This is a genomic window from Deinococcus aquaedulcis, assembly GCF_019693445.1.
Classification (GTDB): domain Bacteria; phylum Deinococcota; class Deinococci; order Deinococcales; family Deinococcaceae; genus Deinococcus; species Deinococcus aquaedulcis.
In genome coordinates, this window is record NZ_JAHRBL010000004.1 from 151,138 (window position 1) to 167,811 (window position 16,674).

A 16,674-nucleotide genomic window follows, 5' to 3' on the forward strand; every position below is an offset into this window, starting at 1 on the left:
TGCCAGGGCCCTCTATACTGCGGGGCGTGCTTGTTGCCGCCCAGGACGCCAGTAAAGACTACGGCCCGCTCACCGTGCTCCACGACGTGTCGTTTGCCGTGCAGCCCGGGGACCGGGTGGGGCTGGTGGGCCGCAACGGGGCTGGCAAAAGCACCCTGCTGAAACTGCTGACCGGCGAACTCTCCCCCGACGGCGGCGTGATCAAGCGCGGCCCCGGCGTGCGGGTGCGGGCGCTGCGCCAGGACCCGGTGTTTCCCGAACAGGCCACGGTGGACAGCGTGCTCTCGGCCGCTTTTCACGACCTGGACGCCCTGGAAGCCGAACTGCAGGCGGCGGCCGAGGCCATGAGCAGCGGCACCCCCGAGAGCATCCTGCACCACGAGGCCGTGCTGGAACACTACGCGCGCCGGGGCGGCTTCGAGCGCCGCAGCCGCAAGGACGCCGTGACCCTGGCCTTTGGCTTCCGGGGCCGTGAGCACGACCCGGTGACCGGGCTCAGCGGGGGCGAGCGCACCCGGCTGGGGCTGGCCGCCCTGCTGGTGGAAAACCCGGACGTGCTGCTGCTGGACGAGCCCACCAACCACCTGGATATCGTGATGGTGGAATGGCTGGAAGCCTTCCTGAACCGCTACCCCGGGGCCGTGCTGGTGATCAGCCATGACCGCGCCTTTCTGGACAACGTGACCCGCGAAACCGCCTACCTGCGCGGCGGCACCCTGAAGGTGTACGCGGGCAACTACTCCACCTTCCGCGAAGCCCTGGCCGCCGAACTGGAACAGCAGGCCGCCCGGCACGCGGTGGAAAGCCGCCAGATCGCCTCCCTGCAGGCCAGCGCCGACCGTATGAAGATCTGGGGCCTGGGCATGAGTAAGCTGGCCCGCCGCGCCAAGGCCATGCAGGCGCGCGTGGACCGCATGCAGGCCCGCGCGGTGGGCGCTCCGCCCCCCGAGCAGCGGACCACCCGCATCACCTTCCACGCCCCCGAAAGCGGCGACGTGGTGCTGGACGCCCGGCACCAGACCCGCACGCTGCCGGGTGGGCGCACCCTGTTCCGGGACGTCAATCTGCAGGTCCGGCGGGGCGAGCGCATTGCCATCATCGGGCGCAACGGGGCCGGCAAAACCACCCTGCTGCGCGCGCTGCTGGGTCTGGACCCCAGCGACGACCCCCGGGGCCGGGTGCTGACCGGCGCCCGCGTGACGGTGGGCTACTACGATCAGGCCCTGCGCGGCGTGGACCCCTCGCAGACCCTGTACGACGTGGCGCGCGCCTACACCCAGAAGGACCCCGAGGCCCACGACCTGCTGGGCACCTTTCTGTTTCCCTACGACCAGCACGACAAGCCCGCCCGCATCCTCTCGGGCGGCGAGCGCGCCCGGCTGGCGCTGCTGAAACTGGCCCAGGAAGACCACAACCTGCTGGTGATGGACGAGCCCACCAACCACCTGGACATGGAGATGGTCGAGGCCCTGGAAGCCGCCCTGGACGACTTTGGCGGCACCCTGCTGATGGTCAGCCACGACCGCGCCTTTATTGAGGGGCTGGCCGACCGCATCTGGCTGCTCGAAGACGGCCAGCTGTACGAGTACCCCGGCTGGGAGGACTACAAGGCCAAGCACCGCCCGGCCGTCGCCGAAGAGGCCCCCAAACGCCCGGCCCCCCCCAGCGCCCCCAAGGGTAAGGGCCTGTGGCACCTGAAGCGCGAGGTTGAAGCCCTGGAAGCCGAGATTGCCCGCCTGGAAGGCGAACTGGAAGCCGCCCAGGCCGCCCTGGGTGCAGCGGGCCCGGACGCCGACTTTGCCGCATTGGGGCAGGCAGCCCACGACCTTGAAGCGCAGCTGAGCACCCAGCTGAGCGCCTGGGAAGCCAAGCAGGCCGAGGTGGAGGCGCGCGGCGGCTAATACGGATTTCGGATAATCCGTTACAGCCCCTACGCGTCGCTTCGGTGCTTCCACTCCTATCCGTCACCGTTTTTCCTTCTCCCTCCGGTCGGGTTGATCCGTTATGGAATAACGGATCAACCGGAATCCTTATAAGTCGCTCAAAGTTGATCTTGAGATCAACCGAGCGAAGCGAGGATCGAAGAAAGAACGTTGCACCGGGAGAGGAGACTGTTCGGTGTCCTCCTGAACAGTCGCAACGTGAGGGGCGGCGTCCTTAGGTGCAGGCCACCCCTGCTCTGCTTCCCTGGACAGCGGGGCAGCTGTACCGGCCCCCAGGCCTTATCCTGAGTGCCAGAGTCAGGATTATGCCGATCCCCCAGACCCAGCCCACGCCCAGCCCAGCCCCCCAGGACCTCCACGCCCGCTCGTTGCAGCTGGCGGCCGAAGCCTATCTGGCCCACAGCCATCCGCGCGCGCCGCTGCGCATTGAGCGCCTCAGCCTGCACGGCGTGGTGTACCGCAGCGCCCCGGACCCCGCCGCCCTGCGCCTGAACCGCCCCCTGGCCGAGGACGTGGTGATGGTGGCCCTGGCCGCTGGCGAGGCCGCCGCCCTGAGCGGCAGCGCCCCACACGCAGGGGGGCGCGACGCCCGCATGCTGCTGGCCTGCGCCCTGACCGACCCCGACGAGCACAGCACCCTGGACGCCTACCTGAGCGTGCTGCGGGGCCGCGCCCGTGCCGGGTTGCGCCGCGCCTGGAGCGAGGTAGAGGTGCTGGCCGCTGGCCTGCGCGAACACGGCGAGCTGGACGCCGCCCAGGTGGCCCACCGCGTGGCCTGCGCCCAGGGCATCCGCGCCAGCCTGCTGAACTGACAGCGGTTTTCCGTGATGCTCAGGGGAGGAGAACACCCCCTCAACGCCACGCCAACCGCTCTCTGTCGCTGTCACTACGCGCCTTTCGCCCCAGATGACCCGAAGGGTGAACTCTTCAGGTCACGTGCTGACCGCTCTGAGCAAGGGGGCCCCAGCTTCCAGGCCCCCCGCTGCCATGAGCGGGCGATGAGGCCCGCCCACCAGCGCTCTCTGAAGCTCAACAATGCCGACAACCAAAAAGCCTGCGCAGGAGCGGTTCTCAGGCCCGAACGCCCGGTAAGCCCATCTGCGCGCTCGGATTTTGGAGCCTCCCTTTACCTTGCAGGCTGCCTCACGTTGCGCCCCGCGCCGTGCGCGCACCCTGGGCACACGGAGGTTTTCCCATGAACACCAACGAACCCCAGAGCATGGTCAGCCGCTGCGACGCCACCACCTGCCGCTTTAACGAGGACATGAACTGCACCGCCGGGCAGATTGAAGTCAGCCTGAGTGGGCAGACCGCCCAGTGCCTGACCTTCACGCCCACGGAAGGCATGAGCGACAGCTACGGCATGACTGCCGAGAACAACTGAAGCCTTCAGGGCGTGCGCTGGGCGCTGGCTCAGCCGCACGCCTCTTCTTTTCAGGAACCGCCGGGAGCTTCTTTCCGGCGGTTTTCCATTTGGCCCCAGACAGGGGCCATTGTCAGAACCCGGAGAGGCGGGCGGGGGGCAAGGGGGCCGCGCCGTTTGCCCTGCATCTGCTTTCCCCCATGCCCGGGCAGCTGGGCAGCGCGCCTGGCGCCCGTCAATGGCGCCTCCCGCACGTCCCTGACCTTTGCATGAAGGCGGTAAGACTTGACGTGGCATGCTGCCAGGCGTGCGCCCCGTTCGCCTCCTCCTCCATTTCCGCTGCCTGAAGCGAGGTCTGTCATGAGTCCTGCGGCCACCTTTTCCGCTGTGCAAACCGCCCTGAGTGACCTGCTGCGCGTGCATGCGCCGCAGGCGGTGCTGCTGGCACAACTGGGTGAGGAGGTGCTGCGGGTGCAGGCCAACGCCCCGGCCGCCCCGGCTGGCCCCGATCTGGTGCCGCCCGACGACTGGTTCGAGCGCGGCGAGATGGTCTGGCTGACCCGCGACGGCGCCCTGCTGGGCCTGCTGTGGACCGACGGCGGCCCGGCCGCGCCCGACGCGGCGGTGCAAGTGCTGACCATGCTGCTGGCCGCCGCGCGCCTGGATGGCCAGGGCCGCGAAACGGAAGTGATGGTCACCCAGCTGCCGGTGGCCACCGCGTGGCTGACGAGCGAACTGCTGGTGCGCAAGGTCAGCCGCCCCTTTCTGGAACTGTTCGAGCTGACCGAGGCCGAGGTCACGGGCCGCAGCGTGCACGACCTGTTCGCCGAGCGGCCCGCGTGGCTGGGCGCACTGGCGCAGGCGGGCGCTGGGCGCTCGGTGCGGCTGCCCGATGAACAGGTGACGCGTGGGGGCGAGACCTTCTGGATGCGCGGCGAGGCGCGGCCCTACTACGGCGCGGCCTCGGCCGGCGTGATGCTGACCCTGCAGGACGTGAGCGGCGAGTACGAGCGCGCCGCCCGGGTGGCCGCGCTGCTGGACACGGACCTGCCCGCTGCCCTGCTCTCGGATTCGGGGGCGGTGCTGCAGGCCAGCCACGGCCTGAAGGAACTGCTGCCCGCTGCTGCGGCCCCCGCCACAGGCGCCCCGCTGTGGGCGTGGCCCTGCTTTGCCGACGTGCCGTCTGAACCTGTGCGCGACCTTGTGCGGCTGGCGGCCACCGGGGGGGCGGCGCGGGCCGAGGTGGAATTGGCCTCGGGGGGCAGCCTGGCCCTCAGCGTGCGCCGGACCTCGGAACCGGGGCTGCTGGTGGCGCAGGGCGAGGCCGGGGCCCAGGGCGGCCGCGCGCCGCTGGGCGTCATGAATCAGGTGCTCTCGCTCTCCGAGGACGCCACCATTCTGGTGGACCACGCCGGGCGCGCGCAGTTGGTCAGCGAGCGGGCCGCGACCCTGCTGGGCGTGGAAGCCGCGCGGCTGGTGGGCCTGGCCGTTTCGCGCGTGATGAACGAACTGGGCGTGCGCCTCTTTACCCCGGCGGGCGAACCGATGGCCCTGCCTGACTGGAAGGAGGTGGCCCTGCCGCTGCGCCAGGAGATTCTGCTGGCCCTGCCCGACGGCACCGTGCGCCAGATGGAACTGCGCGTGACCGGCGTGGGTGGCGAGGCGGGCGGCTCGCGCGGCAGCGTGCTGCTGACCCTGCGCGACCTGACGGCCCTGCGCCGCGCCCAGGCCAAGATTCGCCACGACGCCCGCCACGACTCGCTGACGGGGCTGCTCAACCGCACCGGTCTGCGCGAGGCGCTGGGCGGCGCGGCCCCGGCGACCCAGGGCCAGACGGTGGTGTGCCTGGACCTGGACGGCTTTACCGAGCTGAACGCCGCGCTGGGCCGCACTGCCTGTGACCGCCTGCTGATCCAGGTGGCCGCCCGCCTGAACGACCTTGCCGCCGAGACCCGGGGGCAGGCTGCGCGACTGGCCGACGACTCCTTTGCCCTGAGTCTGCCCGGGCTGGACGCCCACGACGCCTTGGCGCGTGTGGAGGCTGCTCTGGACGTGCCCCTGCGCGCGGGGTCGCGCGACGTGGCGATCACAGCGGCGCTGGGCGTGGCCACCACGCAGCCCGGCCAGCCCGGCGACGCGGCCCTCACCGACGCCGAGGTGGCCCTGCAGCACGCCAAGCGCCAGGGCCGCGCGCAGCGCAGCGTCTTTGATCCGGCCCTGCGCGCCCAGGTGGCCCGCGCCTTTGAGCTGGAAGAGGCCCTGCGCGGCGCCCTGGACAAGGATCAGTTCACGCTGCTGTATCAGCCGGCCGTGTCGCTGCGCACGGGCCGCGCCCTGAGCGCCGAGGCCCTGCTGCGCTGGAACCACCCCACGCTGGGCATGCTGAGCCCCAATGCCTTTTTGGATCTCGCCAGCCGCAGCGAGCTGATTGCCCACATCAGCGAATGGGTGGTGCAGGAAGCGGTGCTGGGCCGCCAGTCGGTGCGCGGCGCCCTGGGCGACCGCTTTGAAGACTGGGCGGTCAGCGTGAACCTGAGCTTGGAAGAACTGCGCCGCGCGGCGGGGCTGCGCCGCCTGCTGCCGCTGCTGTCGGCCGAGGGCGCCCCCGACATTGAGGTGGCGGCGGGCAGCCTGCTGGACCACAGCCAGGAAACCCTGGCCCTGCTGGAGCAGCTGCGCTCGCTGGGCGCGCGCCTCAGCGTGGATGACTTCGGGGAAGGCGAAACCAGCCTGTCGGCCCTGACCCGCTTTCCGCTGAGTGCGGTCAAGCTCCACCCCTCACTGACGGCCCGCCTGCCCGGCGATGAGAAGTCGGTGACGCTGGTGCAGGCCACCATTGATCTGGCGCACCGCCTGGGCCTGCAGGTGGTGGCGGTGGGTGTGGAGCATCAGGCCCAGCTGGACATGCTGCGCGACCTGGGCTGCGACGCCGCGCAGGGCTACGCGATCACCCCGCCCATTCCCGCGTCCGAACTGGTGGAGTGGCTGCGCGAACATTGAGAGCAGAAGGCAGTCGGAGCGGCCCCGTGGGATAACGGGGCCGCTTCTGCTGTGGAGAAGCGCGGGGGGTGGACAACGCGCGCACAGGCCACACTGAACAACACCGGGGTTTGGCCGCGTGGCTTCCAGCGCGGTAAAGCGGGCTGATAGCGGTAACCATATGACCTGAAGGTGAACCCTTCAGGTCATATGGGGCGAGCGGACTTGCAAAGCTGCGGAGCAGAGCGAGTGACCGCGACAGACAGCGGTTGGCGTGGCGTTGAGGGGAGGGAAGTGTCCCCCCCAACGGAACGGAATACCGCTGTGAGTGACTGTCCCGCTGCCTTCTCGGCCCAGCCCCCCTTCCCCTCTCTGAAGAAACACTTAAGGTTCCCAGCCTCAGACCGCGTGCCCGGCAACAGGTTGGCCGGCCCCTGTCCCTTTAACGTGAAGGCGTTTCATTCGATTCCGCGTTCGTCTCTCTTCAGGAGGTTCCCTGCCATGCCCCACGACGATACCCCCGCCCCCAGCGCCCTGCCCCGCCGCGACGCCCTGCGTCTGCTGGGGGCTGCCGGCGCCGTTCTGGCCGCCGCGCCGCTGGCCCGTGCCCAGACCGCGCCGGCCACGGCACCAGCCGCGCCCGCCGCCCCCGCCATGCCCATGAACGGCAATGGCTTCTACCGCCAGAAAATCGGCGACATGACGGTGACTGTGGTCAGCGACGGCACCGCGCCGCTGGCCGCCGTGCTGCCCACCTGGGGCGCCAACCCGGACCGGCAGGGCGAGTTCGCTGCCACCCTGGCGGAATACAGCGTGGCGGCCACCAACACGGTCAACCACTTCAACCCGGTGGTGATTGAGATGGGCACGCAGCGCGTGCTGGTGGACACCGGGCGCGGCGGGGCGAACGGGCAACTGGTCGCCAACCTGCGCCGCGCCGGCATTGATCCGGCCAGCATCACCACCGTGTTCATCACCCACGGGCACGGCGACCACATCGGCGGGCTGACCACGGGCGGCGCGCCCACCTTTGCGGGGGCGCAGCACGTGATGGGCGAGGCGGAATACCGCTTCTGGACCACCCAGGCCAGCCCCAGCGCGGCGGTGCAGGCCAACCTGATCGCCCTGAAAGACAAGTTCCGGCTGATTCAGGCGGGGCAAGAGATCGTGCCGGGCGTGACCAGCGTGGCGACCCCGGGCCACACCGCCGGGCACCTAAGCGTGCTGGCCGGCAGTGGCGCCAGTGGCGTGATGGTGCTGGGCGACGCCGCCGGGCATTTCCTGCTGTCCCTGAAACACCAGGGCGCGTACATCGGCTTTGACACCGACGGCGCGCAGGCTGCCCGCACCCGGCAGGTCATCTTTGACCGCATTGCCACCGAGAAGCTGTGGGTCACGGGCTACCACTTCCCGTTCCACGCCATCGGCCACCTGCGCCGCCTGAACGCCCGGTCGTATGAGTACGAGCCGACGGTGTGGAACTGGAGCTAAGCAGGCAGAGGGCTATGAGCCATGGGCCATGGGCTGTAAGGAGAGGGCCCGTGGCTTGGGGTTGCTAGGAGCGGCTGGGCCGCCAGAAGGGGAGGCGCTGATCACGCCTCCCCTTTGCTTTGCCGGGTGGTGAGGCGCCGTCCTTCACGCGCTTGCCCACCCCTCATGGCTCATGGCCCAAAGCCCATGGCCCCTTTTTACACCTCGGCCACCTCAAAGCGCAGGCCCAGCTCGGCCACGCCGTCCTGGCCGTTGGGGTCGCGGCCGGTGACCACACCGTAGGCGGCCTTTTCGGGCGTGAGCCACGTGTCGGCCACGCGGCGCAGGTCGTCCAGGGTGACGGCCAGCAGCCGGGCCTTGTAGGCGGCCTGGACCTGTGGCGTGTAGCCGGCGTGGTCGCTGAACACGCGCAGCTGTCCGGCGGTGTCGGGGCTGGTCAGGGGGTCCAGCAACTTGCTGGCCGAGAGAATCGCCTCGGTCAGCGTGCGCTCCTCGTGCACCCCAGCCAGGAACGCACGGGCTTCGCGGAAGACGCCAAAGGTCCGGGCCAGGTGGGGATCGCGGTAGCTGCTCATGGCAAACAGGCCGGTCCGGGGTTCAAAGCTGGCCGCGCCGCTGTAGGCCCCGCCCTTCTCGCGCAGTTCGGGCAGCAGGTACTCGGCGCGCAGCAGGCGCGAGAGCACCAGCAGCGCCGGGCTGTCGGCGTGGGTGTAGGGCACGGTGGGCCACGCCGCCGCGTTGTACGACACGGGCGTGTCGGTGGTGCGGGCCTGCGGGGTGCGGGGGGCCAGGGCCGGGGTGGGCTGGCCGGCCGCGCCGCCGGGCAGGGCGGCCGTCAGCTCCTGCAGGTCCAGCCCCAGGTCGGCCTCGGTGGCCGTCAGCAGCAGCAGTGGCTCGCCCTGGCGAATCAGGGCCTGCAGGCGGGCAAACTGCGAGAGCAGCTCGTCCACTTTCTCGCCTTCTACAATTCCTTTCAGGGTCGCCAGGGCCGACAGGCCGCTCAGACGTTCCTGCAGCGCGCCGGCCGGGCTCAGCTGGGCCTCGGCCAGCCGCTCGGCGTAAAAATTACCGCTGCTCACCACACTGGATTTCAACCCCGCCAGCCGCTGCTTGAGCAGCTGGTCCAGGCGCTCGCGGGTGAATTCGGGGGCGGCCAGCAGATCGCGCAGCACCGTCACCAGCGCCGGGGCGTTGCGCGCCAGGGCCTTGCCGCTGAAGGTGACCGCCAGCCGCACGCGGCCCAGGTCGTCCGGGGCGTTGCCCACGCCCACGCTGGCGCTCACGCCCCCCGTCACGGCTTCCAGGCGCCGGGCCAGCGCCGCGTAGTCCTGCCCGGCGGCGCCGCTGCGGGTAACCGCAAAGGTGTACAGCGGCAGCACGCTCAGCAGGTCGTCGGGCAGCTCGGGCAGGCGCAGGCGCAGGTCCAGGTAGCTCAGGCCGCCCGTGGGCTGCGGCGCGCGGGCCACGGTGACCCCGCCATTCTGCTCGGTCGTGTAGGGCGCGGCGGGCACGGCAGCGGGCACATCGGCCAGGGTCAGGGTGGGCAGCACGTCCGGATCGGACGGCTGGGCCTGCACCTCTTTCAGCCGGGCACTCTCGGCCACAATGCGGGCGCGGTCTTCATCGGTAAAGTCGGCGCTCAGACGGGCAATCAGGGCCTGTTCATCGGCCTCCACCTGCGCGGCCAGGCCCGGGTCGGGGGCCAGTTCCAGGGTCACGCGGTGGGGGTTGGCCAGCAGGCCTTTGAGCATGGGCTCGAACACCGCCCCCCGGGCCAGATCGGCGCGCAGGGCGTTCAGGGCGTCGTCCAGCCGCAGGCCGGTCACCGGGTCGCCGCCGTGCAGCCACGGTCCCAGCAGGCGGAACATCACCTGCAGGCCGTAGGGCTGCCCCGCGTTGCTCACCTCTTTTTGCATGATCTCGAACTGGTGCAGGCTGCTCTGGATCAGTTCGGGGTCCAGGCCCTGCTCGGCAATGGCGCGCAGGGTGTCCAGCACCAGGGTTTCCACGGCCTGCGCCTGTCCGGCCGGCAGGCCCTTCAGACCCGCGCCAAACGCCCCCTCGCGGAAGTTGTCGCGGTAGCCGCTCAGGTCACTCAGGGCGCCGCCCAGCCCGGACTCGATCAGGGGTCGGGTCAGGGGCGCGCCCGCGTTGCCCAGCAGCACGTCACTCAGCACACTCCAGCGCAGGTTGTGGTGGGGGTCGCTGCTGAGGCCCAGTTTCCAGGCTACCACCACCTGCGCGCCGCGCTCGGTGTCGGTGCTCGGGTAGGTCACCGTTTCGCGCCGGGGGGCGTCAAAGGCGGGCTGGTCGGGAATGCGCACGTCCAGCGTCTGCGGCGAGAAGCGTGCCATCACCTGCGTTTCGATCTCGTGCAGAATGCGCTCCAGCGGCAACTGGCCGTAGGTGTAAAAGAACGCGTTGCTGGGGTGGTAGTGCGCGGCGTGAAAGGCGCGCAGGGCGTCGTAGGTGAGGTTGGGAATATCGCCCGGCGCTCCGCCCGAGTTGTTGGCGTAGGTCAGGTCCGGGTACAGCGCCTTGCCAAAGGCCCGCCACAGCACCGAGCCGGGGCTGGCCATCGCGCCCTTCATCTCGTTGTAGACCACGCCCTGCAGCTTCAGCGGCGTGGCCGGGTCATCGGGCGTTTCAAACTCCAGGCGGTGGCCGTCCTGCCGGAAGCTCTCGTAGCGCATCAGCGGAAAGAAGGTCGCGTCCAGATACACCGAGAGCAGGTTGAAAAAGTCCTTTTCGTTGCGGGTGGAAAAGGGATAGGTGGTCCAGTCGCTGGCCGTCATGGCGTTCATGAAGGTGTTCAGCGAGCGCGGCAGCATGGAAAAGAAGGGGTCCGAGACCGGGTAGCGCTGGCTGCCCATCAGGGCCACATGTTCCAGGATGTGCGCCACGCCGGTGCTGTCCTGCGGCACGGTGGGAAAGGTCACGCCAAAGGTGGCGTTGTCGTCGGCGCGGATGACGTGGGCGTGGCGGGCGCCCAGCTCATGGGTGAGCAGCACCAGCGTGCCCTGCATCTCGGGCAGCGCTTCCACACGCTGCACGGTGTAACGGCCCAGGCGCTCGCCCACACGCGGGGCAGCCGGAAGAGTGGCGGTCATGCGGGGCAGTCTAGACCAGGGGTTTGCCCGGAAACGCCAGATGCCTTGCGATTGATGCGCGGGGGGCCGGCGGACAGCCGCACTTCACACCCCTGGCTCACGGTGCGCGCCGGGCCGGGCCGCTACACTGCGGCACATGACACATCACCGTCCCCTGGGCCGCGCGCTGCTGGCCCTGCTGGTGGCTGGCGCACTGGCCGGGTGCGGGCAGAGCCTCACCGGCACCTCCGCCACCAGCGGGCGCGACCCGCTGCAGTTCGTGGAGTCGCCGGCTGGCCTGGCGCCCGCCTATGTCAACGAGACCTACGCGGCGCCCCTGACCGTCTCGGGGGGCGCGGGGCCGTACACGGTGCGGCAGGTGAGCGGCACCCTGCCCCCCGGCCTGAGCCTGCAGGGCCAGCAGCTGAGCGGCAAGCCCACCAAGACGGGCAGTTACACCTTCACGGTGGAAGTCACCGATTCCACCCTCAGCACGAAAAGCCGGACCATCACCATGAACGTGCAGGACCTGCCGCCCCTGAGCCTGGCCCCCACGCTGCCCGCCGGGCAGATTCGCGGCGAGACCCGCATTCCGCTCACCATCACCGCGCCGCGCAGCGTGCGGGCGGCGCGCTTTGCCTGGGATCTCCCCGCCGGCGTGACCGTCACCCGCGTGCAGCCCGAGGGCGGCGCCGTGGTGTTCTGGCGCCAGCAGGGCAGCCGCGTGGTGGTGGACCTGGGCTTCAAGACCGTGCCGCGCACCGGGGCCCGCGTGGCCCTGCTGACCGTGAAGCCCTCGGGCCCCGTGGCCCTGGCCACCCCCACCCTGGCCTACGAGGCCCGCGACGGCGACGGCAAGCTGCTGGCGCAGAAACTCTTCCCCGACGAGCAGAAGAAGCTGGACGACCAGAAAGCCGCTGAACAGAAGGCGGCCGAGCAGAAAGCGGCCGAGCAGAAGGCCGCCGAACAAAAAGCCGCCGAGCAAAAGGCAGCGGAGCAGAAAGCCGCCCCGAATGCACCCGGCACCACCCCGGCTGGTACGGGAACTGGAACGGGCACCGGGACAGGCACGGGCACGCCCGTCCCCCCCGTCACTCCGCCCACGGCCCCGGGAGGCGGCAAGTGAGGGCGTGGCTGCTGGCCGCGCTGCTGGGCACCGCGTCCCTGGCGGCGGCCACCACCGCCCCCACACTGAGCCTGGAGCAGCAGGCGAAAAAGGCCGAGGTGATCGTGCGCGCCAAGCTGGGCCCGGCCGCCGAGGTCAAGGTGGGCGAGCTGGTCTATGCGGTCTATCCCCTCACCGTCACCGAAACCATCGCCGGCGATCCCGCCCGGCTGCCGCAGCACGAGGGCGCGCCCGCGCTGTTCATCCTGAAAGACCTCGCTGACCTGCCCACGCTCGCAGCCGGGCAGGACGTGGTGGCGCTGCTGTACACCGCGCGGCTGGACAGCCCCTTCGTGGGCTTTAACCAGGGCCTGTACGCCGTGACCGACGGCGCGGTCAAGGCCGGCACCATCACCGATCCGGTCAAGCTGCGCGAGGCCATGCTGAGCGCGCGGGGGCAGAAATGAAGCGGGCCCTGCTGCTGGCCGCGCTCCTGCTGGGGGGGGCCCAGGCCGCCAGCGTGAAGCTGCGCCCGCAGGGCGACGAGCTGACGCGCGCCGTGCGCGAGGCCCTGACGGCCCTGAGCACCCCCGAACTGCCCGTGACCCTGGACACCGGGGGCGGCGTCATCCTGGCGCTGGGCGGCGCGGCCCCCTTCAACCCGGATGTGGCCGCGCGCGTGGTCACCGTGAATGGCGAGCGGCGCATTGAGTTCAACCCACGCGGGCCGTTGCCGCTGCAAGACGCCATCCGCGCCGAACTGGCCCGCGAACTGCGCCTGAGCGAATGGACCCCCGCCGCTGCCCGCACCCGCCTGAGCGGCGCCGACCTGAACGGCGACGGCAAGATTGACCTGAGCGATCTGGCCCTCTTGATGGCCAACCACGGCAAGACCACCCCGGTGGGTGACCTGAGTGGCGACGGCAAGGTGGACGACGCCGACGTGCGCCTGTTCGGGGCGCAGTACAAACCCTGAACGCGGGCTGGCGGGGTGGGGCCGGGGGCGCGCACCTTTGCCGCCCCCCGGCCCCTGCTACGCTGCCGGGCATGACAGGCGACGACACCATTGACTTGCAGGACTTCCTGAAACTGCGCGGGCTGGTGGAAACCGGCGGCGAGGCCAAATTTCGCGTGCAGGGCGGAGAAGTACGCCTGAACGGGGAAATCGAGACGCGGCGGCGCAAGAAGCTGCGCCGGGGCGACGTGGTGGAATACGCCGGGCACCGCGTCAAGGTGGACTGGTAAGCCGCGTGGGCGCCTACGAAGAGGCCGTGCTGGATTACCGCCGCCGCAAGGACGAGCATTTCGCGGCCGGGGGCGGTCCGGTGGACACCGCCACCTTCCGGGGCCTGAGCTATTACCCCCCGGATGAAACCTGGGCCTTTACCCTGCCCCTGACCCTGCTGCCCCAGGACGCGGGCGCCGAGTTCGCCCTGGATACCAACACCGGCGAAACGCGGACCATGGCGCGCTTCGGAGAGGTGACGGTGCCGCTGCCGGGCGGGCAGCACACCCTGCTGGTCTTCGCCGGGCTGGGCGAGGACCGCCCCGCGCGCGTCTTTGTGCCGTTCCGCGACGCCACCAGCGGCGCAGAAACCTACGGCGCAGGCCGCTACCTGGACGCCCCGGTGGACTGGCAACTGGGCGGCGACGGCCCGCTGGTGCGGCTGGACTTTAACCTCGCCTACCACCCCTACTGCGCCTACAGCCCGGCCTGGGTGTGCCCCCTGCCCCCGCGCGAGAACAGGGTGCCCGAACCGGTGCCAGTGGGGGAGAGGCTGGGGTAAGGGGGGAGCCAGGAAAAAGCTGACTGCACCCCGCTTCCTGCCTCCTGCACCCCTACCTCGCCACCACGGCCACATAGACCGCCGGGACACCAGCCGCGTGCAGGGCGTCCTGACAGGCCAGGGCGGTCTTGCCGGTGGTCAGCACGTCATCCACCAGCAGGACTGGGCCGGGGGGCAGTCGAAGCTCACTGCGCTCAAAGGCGCCCAGCAGATCCTCGCGCTCGGCGGCGCGGCGGCGGGCCTGCTGGAGGCCGGCGCGGGTGCGGCGCAGGGCATTCACACAGGGTACGCCCAGCTGGTCAGCCAGAGCCCGGCCCAGCAGCTCGGCCTGATTGAAGCCACGTTCGCGCTGCCGCGCCGGGTGCAGGGGCACCGGCACCACCGCCCCCACGCCCCAGCCCGGCGGCACCCCGGCCGCCAGCGCGGCGCCCAGCACCGGGGCCAGTTCGCGCGCGCCGGCAAACTTCAGGGCGCGCACGGTGCGGCGGCGCACCCCGGCGTAGGGACCCAGGGTCAGCAGGTGAGGCTCTGGGTGCGGGCGCAGCGGGCTGTGCGCCGACACCTGCGCCTGCAGCTGGGCGCAGCAGGGCCGGCACAGCCCCGCCTGCGCCCCCAGTTGCGCGCCGCACCCGGGGCAGGGGCGGGGCAGCAGGGCGCGCACCAGCCCCGCCAGTCCCGTCCACAGGGGCCCCGTCACGCGCTCAGCTCATCCAGAAAGAGGGGCGGGCGGGTGGCCTCGATGCGCTGCCATGCGGTCTGCAGGCCGTCAGGATCCATCATGGGGGCGGCCAGGGCAAAGCAGGCGAGGTGGTGGGCACACACCTGCGCCACGCCCGCCTCGCCCAGCCGGGCGCGCTCGGCCGGGGTCAACAGCGCGGCAAAGGCGGCCGGGTGCCCCAGTGCCGGGTGGCCCCCCTCGCGGATCGCAGCGCGCAGGAAGGCCGCCACCTCGGACGGGTTCAGCCAGAAGCCGAACATCAGCTGATCCGACAGGGTGTCCAGCCGCCGCATCCGCCCTGGGTCCAGGCCCTCGCGCACCAGCCGCCGCGCCAGGTCCTGCCGCTCCAGGCGCAGGGCCGCGTACCCAGCGAGCGAGAGCTGCTCGCCCTGCGGCGTCACGCGGCCCCCCACGGCGCGGCGCAGGCGGTAGGCCAGCACGTATTCCTGGTACTCGCGCAGCAGTTCAGAAACGGGCGCGCTCACTGGGGCTCCGGGGCTGGCGCCAGGAGCGGCCAGCCAAGCGCGCGTACCAGGGGCCTGCCAATCACGCGCCCATTCTAGGGCGGGCTCAGGCGGCCCGCTGCTGGGGTTCTCCTCATGCACGCCGCATCTGGCAGGAGGCTGCCGTGGGGCGGCGCCCTGGGCTGGGGCCACCCTGAAGGGGCGAGGGCAAGTTCATGCCTACCCCCACGGTCCATGAGCGGGGCCTGGGGCCCCCACACGCCTCTTTCACGCCCGTCCAACACAGGCGGGTCATGCTCGCAGCACCCACACGGGTCAAAGCAGCGGGGACAAAGGCCATGGGCTGGCCTTCTAAGCTGAGGGCACACGTCCGTCTCTGGTCCCCTGCCGCAGGCCGCCCCCGGCCTGGGCGCCCCTCCGCCCTGGTCTGCTCGCCCTCTTTTCCCCCTTGCCAAGGAGACCCATGCACCTGCTGCGCCGCGCCCACGAATTCGAATACCGCTCTGGCCAGGGCCGTGACGAACTGGGGCTGGCCGACATCTGGGCCGATGCCGGGGCCACCCGCGCGGTGGTGGTGCTGCGCGGGATTCCGCCCGCCGAAGCGGAAAGTGCCCTGAGCGCCCTGGACCACAGCGCCCTGCCGTACCTGCTGCGCCCCGACACCCGCGTGCTGGTGCTGACCCTCCGGTCCTGCGGCCTGGGCGAAAAGGCCCGCGCCGTGGTGCTCCCACTGAGCGCGTAGGGGCCGGGGCCTGCTGGGCGACTGAAAAGGTCAGGCCAGAGGCGTGTCGTCGCGGTTGGCCCACTCCGCCAGCGAGGCGTCGTAGACGCGCACGCGGTCCCAGCCGGCGAGCGTCAGCGCCAGACACGCGTACGAGGACCGCACGCCAGCCTGACAGTGCACGATGGTCTCACGCTGGGGGGACAGTCCGGCGGCCTCAAAGACCGCGCGGATGGCCGCCGCTGATTCCAGCAGGCTGCCCTCGCCCGAAAACGTCTCGTTTGGGATGTTGACAGAGCCGGGCAGGTGGCCTGTGCGGGCGTTGCCGAAGGGGTTGGCGTCGCCCCGGTAGATGGACGGTGGAAGGACGTTCACGATCTGCACGTCTTCCCGATTCAGCGCCGATCTGAGTTCTTCCAGGTGAATGACATGGTCCTCGGTGCGCCGGGCGTCAAAGGCGGCTGTCTGAACATCTGCTGGCGCGGCAGCAGGAGGATCAACGCTCACCGGATAGCCGGAGCGCACCCACGCGCGCCAGCCGCCGTTGAGCACGCGCACCCGCTCATGGCCGTAGTAACGCAGCACCCACCACAAGCGCCCCGAGAGCCACCCGTTCGTGCCGTCGTAAGCCACCACCGTGGTGCCGCTCGAGACCCCAAGTGCCGTCATGCGGGCCGAGAAGGCCTCGGGACCGATGACATGGGGCGTCTCCTCGTGTTTAAGCCAGGGGCGCAGGTCTAGCGGGTGGGCGCCCGGGATGTGTGCCCGTCTGTACTCGGCGCCCTCGCTGCAGTCGACGATACGCAGATCTGCGTCCGAGCTGTGGGCCAGCAGCCCGGCAGGATCAACAAGAAAATCCGGACGGACGAACGATGAAGTCGTGGTCACATTCAGCTCCTTTTGTCGTTGCCGTCCACTGCAACAGGACAGAGCGGGGCTGGGACGTGGGGGCCGCACTCACAGCTGGCGCGCCGTTCAGGTCAACTTTTCCGCCGGGCGGCCGGGGTCCTGCGG

15 protein-coding genes are annotated in these 16,674 nt (G+C 70.6%); 11 read left to right on the plus strand and 4 right to left on the minus strand.

The features are described from left to right. Nucleotides 1–26: 26 nt before the first annotated feature. The 5 genes from KMW22_RS07435 to KMW22_RS07455 all read left to right on the plus strand — a co-directional run bounded on the left by KMW22_RS07435 (nucleotide 27) and on the right by KMW22_RS07455 (nucleotide 7,776). Entirely contained in the window at nucleotides 27–1,901 is a 1,875-nt protein-coding gene (locus tag KMW22_RS07435) for an ABC-F family ATP-binding cassette domain-containing protein (protein ID WP_221089399.1), read from the plus strand. A 347-nt stretch (nucleotides 1,902–2,248) separates the two neighbouring features. Then, nucleotides 2,249–2,755, plus strand: a complete 507-nt coding sequence (locus tag KMW22_RS07440; RefSeq protein WP_221089400.1) for a hypothetical protein — start codon at nucleotides 2,249–2,251, stop codon at nucleotides 2,753–2,755. Nucleotides 2,756–3,138: 383 nt separating this feature from the next. Beyond that, entirely contained in the window at nucleotides 3,139–3,327 is a 189-nt protein-coding gene (locus tag KMW22_RS07445) for a DUF1540 domain-containing protein (protein ID WP_221089401.1), read from the plus strand. A gap of 339 nt (nucleotides 3,328–3,666) precedes the next feature. Next, a complete protein-coding gene (locus KMW22_RS07450) occupies nucleotides 3,667–6,306 on the plus strand; it encodes a sensor domain-containing protein (RefSeq protein WP_221089402.1) in 2,640 nt (879 codons plus the stop codon). Nucleotides 6,307–6,786: 480 nt separating this feature from the next. Further along, the gene (locus KMW22_RS07455) at nucleotides 6,787–7,776 is read left to right on the plus strand and encodes an MBL fold metallo-hydrolase (RefSeq protein ID WP_221089403.1); all 990 of its coding nucleotides are present in this window, start codon (nucleotides 6,787–6,789) and stop codon (nucleotides 7,774–7,776) included. A 197-nt stretch (nucleotides 7,777–7,973) separates the two neighbouring features. Here KMW22_RS07455 and KMW22_RS07460 read toward each other — a convergent pair whose 3' ends face one another. Continuing rightward, on the minus strand, nucleotides 7,974–10,886 hold the full coding sequence (locus tag KMW22_RS07460) for an insulinase family protein (RefSeq protein WP_221089404.1): 2,913 nt from the start codon (nucleotides 10,884–10,886) through the stop codon (nucleotides 7,974–7,976). Between the two features lie 136 nt (nucleotides 10,887–11,022). Here KMW22_RS07460 and KMW22_RS07465 point away from each other — a divergent pair, with 136 nt between their 5' ends. The 5 genes from KMW22_RS07465 (at nucleotide 11,023) to KMW22_RS07485 (ending at nucleotide 13,757) form a co-directional block, all read left to right on the plus strand. Continuing rightward, nucleotides 11,023–11,991: an Ig domain-containing protein gene (locus KMW22_RS07465; protein ID WP_221089405.1), complete on the plus strand. Its 969-nt coding sequence runs from the start codon at nucleotides 11,023–11,025 to the stop codon at nucleotides 11,989–11,991. Continuing rightward, nucleotides 11,988–12,437, plus strand: a complete 450-nt coding sequence (locus tag KMW22_RS07470) for a hypothetical protein (RefSeq protein WP_328774626.1) — start codon at nucleotides 11,988–11,990, stop codon at nucleotides 12,435–12,437. The genes KMW22_RS07465 and KMW22_RS07470 overlap by 4 nt, the downstream gene beginning before the upstream one ends. Further along, the gene (locus KMW22_RS07475; protein WP_221089406.1) at nucleotides 12,434–12,946 is read left to right on the plus strand and encodes a hypothetical protein; all 513 of its coding nucleotides are present in this window, start codon (nucleotides 12,434–12,436) and stop codon (nucleotides 12,944–12,946) included. Before KMW22_RS07470 ends, KMW22_RS07475 begins: the two co-directional genes overlap by 4 nt. Nucleotides 12,947–13,017: 71 nt before the next feature. Continuing rightward, nucleotides 13,018–13,215, plus strand: coding sequence for an RNA-binding S4 domain-containing protein (locus KMW22_RS07480; protein WP_221089407.1), 198 nt, complete (start codon nucleotides 13,018–13,020; stop codon nucleotides 13,213–13,215). Nucleotides 13,216–13,220: 5 nt separating this feature from the next. Beyond that, complete coding sequence (locus tag KMW22_RS07485) at nucleotides 13,221–13,757, plus strand: DUF1684 domain-containing protein (RefSeq protein WP_328774627.1); 537 nt, start codon at nucleotides 13,221–13,223, stop codon at nucleotides 13,755–13,757. Nucleotides 13,758–13,809: 52 nt separating this feature from the next. Here KMW22_RS07485 and KMW22_RS07490 read toward each other — a convergent pair whose 3' ends face one another. Next, nucleotides 13,810–14,454 carry a ComF family protein gene (locus tag KMW22_RS07490; RefSeq protein WP_328774628.1) on the minus strand — a complete coding sequence of 215 codons (645 nt, stop codon included), beginning with the start codon at nucleotides 14,452–14,454 and terminating at the stop codon, nucleotides 13,810–13,812. Further along, nucleotides 14,451–14,960: a hypothetical protein gene (locus tag KMW22_RS07495; protein WP_328774629.1), complete on the minus strand. Its 510-nt coding sequence runs from the start codon at nucleotides 14,958–14,960 to the stop codon at nucleotides 14,451–14,453. The genes KMW22_RS07490 and KMW22_RS07495 overlap by 4 nt, the downstream gene beginning before the upstream one ends. 442 nt (nucleotides 14,961–15,402) lie before the next feature. Between KMW22_RS07495 and KMW22_RS07500 the strand changes: the two genes are divergently transcribed. Continuing rightward, nucleotides 15,403–15,681, plus strand: a complete 279-nt coding sequence (locus KMW22_RS07500) for a hypothetical protein (protein ID WP_221089408.1) — start codon at nucleotides 15,403–15,405, stop codon at nucleotides 15,679–15,681. Between the two features lie 30 nt (nucleotides 15,682–15,711). On the opposite strand, the gene KMW22_RS07505 is transcribed toward KMW22_RS07500, so the two are convergent. Beyond that, on the minus strand, nucleotides 15,712–16,548 hold the full coding sequence (locus KMW22_RS07505; RefSeq protein WP_221089409.1) for a sulfurtransferase: 837 nt from the start codon (nucleotides 16,546–16,548) through the stop codon (nucleotides 15,712–15,714). Between the last annotated feature and the right edge of the window lie 126 nt (nucleotides 16,549–16,674).

Excerpts from the sequence above, each read along its gene's own strand:
- KMW22_RS07445 (WP_221089401.1), top strand. The coding sequence starts at position 3,139 with ATGAACACCAACGAACCCCAGAGCATGGTCAGCCGCTGCGACGCCACC.
- KMW22_RS07450 (WP_221089402.1), top strand. The coding sequence starts at position 3,667 with ATGAGTCCTGCGGCCACCTTTTCCGCTGTGCAAACCGCCCTGAGTGAC.
- KMW22_RS07480 (WP_221089407.1), top strand. The coding sequence starts at position 13,018 with ATGACAGGCGACGACACCATTGACTTGCAGGACTTCCTGAAACTGCGC.
- KMW22_RS07465 (WP_221089405.1), top strand. The coding sequence starts at position 11,023 with ATGACACATCACCGTCCCCTGGGCCGCGCGCTGCTGGCCCTGCTGGTG.
- KMW22_RS07440 (WP_221089400.1), top strand. The coding sequence starts at position 2,249 with ATGCCGATCCCCCAGACCCAGCCCACGCCCAGCCCAGCCCCCCAGGAC.
- KMW22_RS07475 (WP_221089406.1), top strand. The coding sequence starts at position 12,434 with ATGAAGCGGGCCCTGCTGCTGGCCGCGCTCCTGCTGGGGGGGGCCCAG.
- KMW22_RS07455 (WP_221089403.1), top strand. The coding sequence starts at position 6,787 with ATGCCCCACGACGATACCCCCGCCCCCAGCGCCCTGCCCCGCCGCGAC.
- KMW22_RS07500 (WP_221089408.1), top strand. The coding sequence starts at position 15,403 with ATGCACCTGCTGCGCCGCGCCCACGAATTCGAATACCGCTCTGGCCAG.
- KMW22_RS07460 (WP_221089404.1), bottom strand. The coding sequence starts at position 10,886 with ATGACCGCCACTCTTCCGGCTGCCCCGCGTGTGGGCGAGCGCCTGGGC.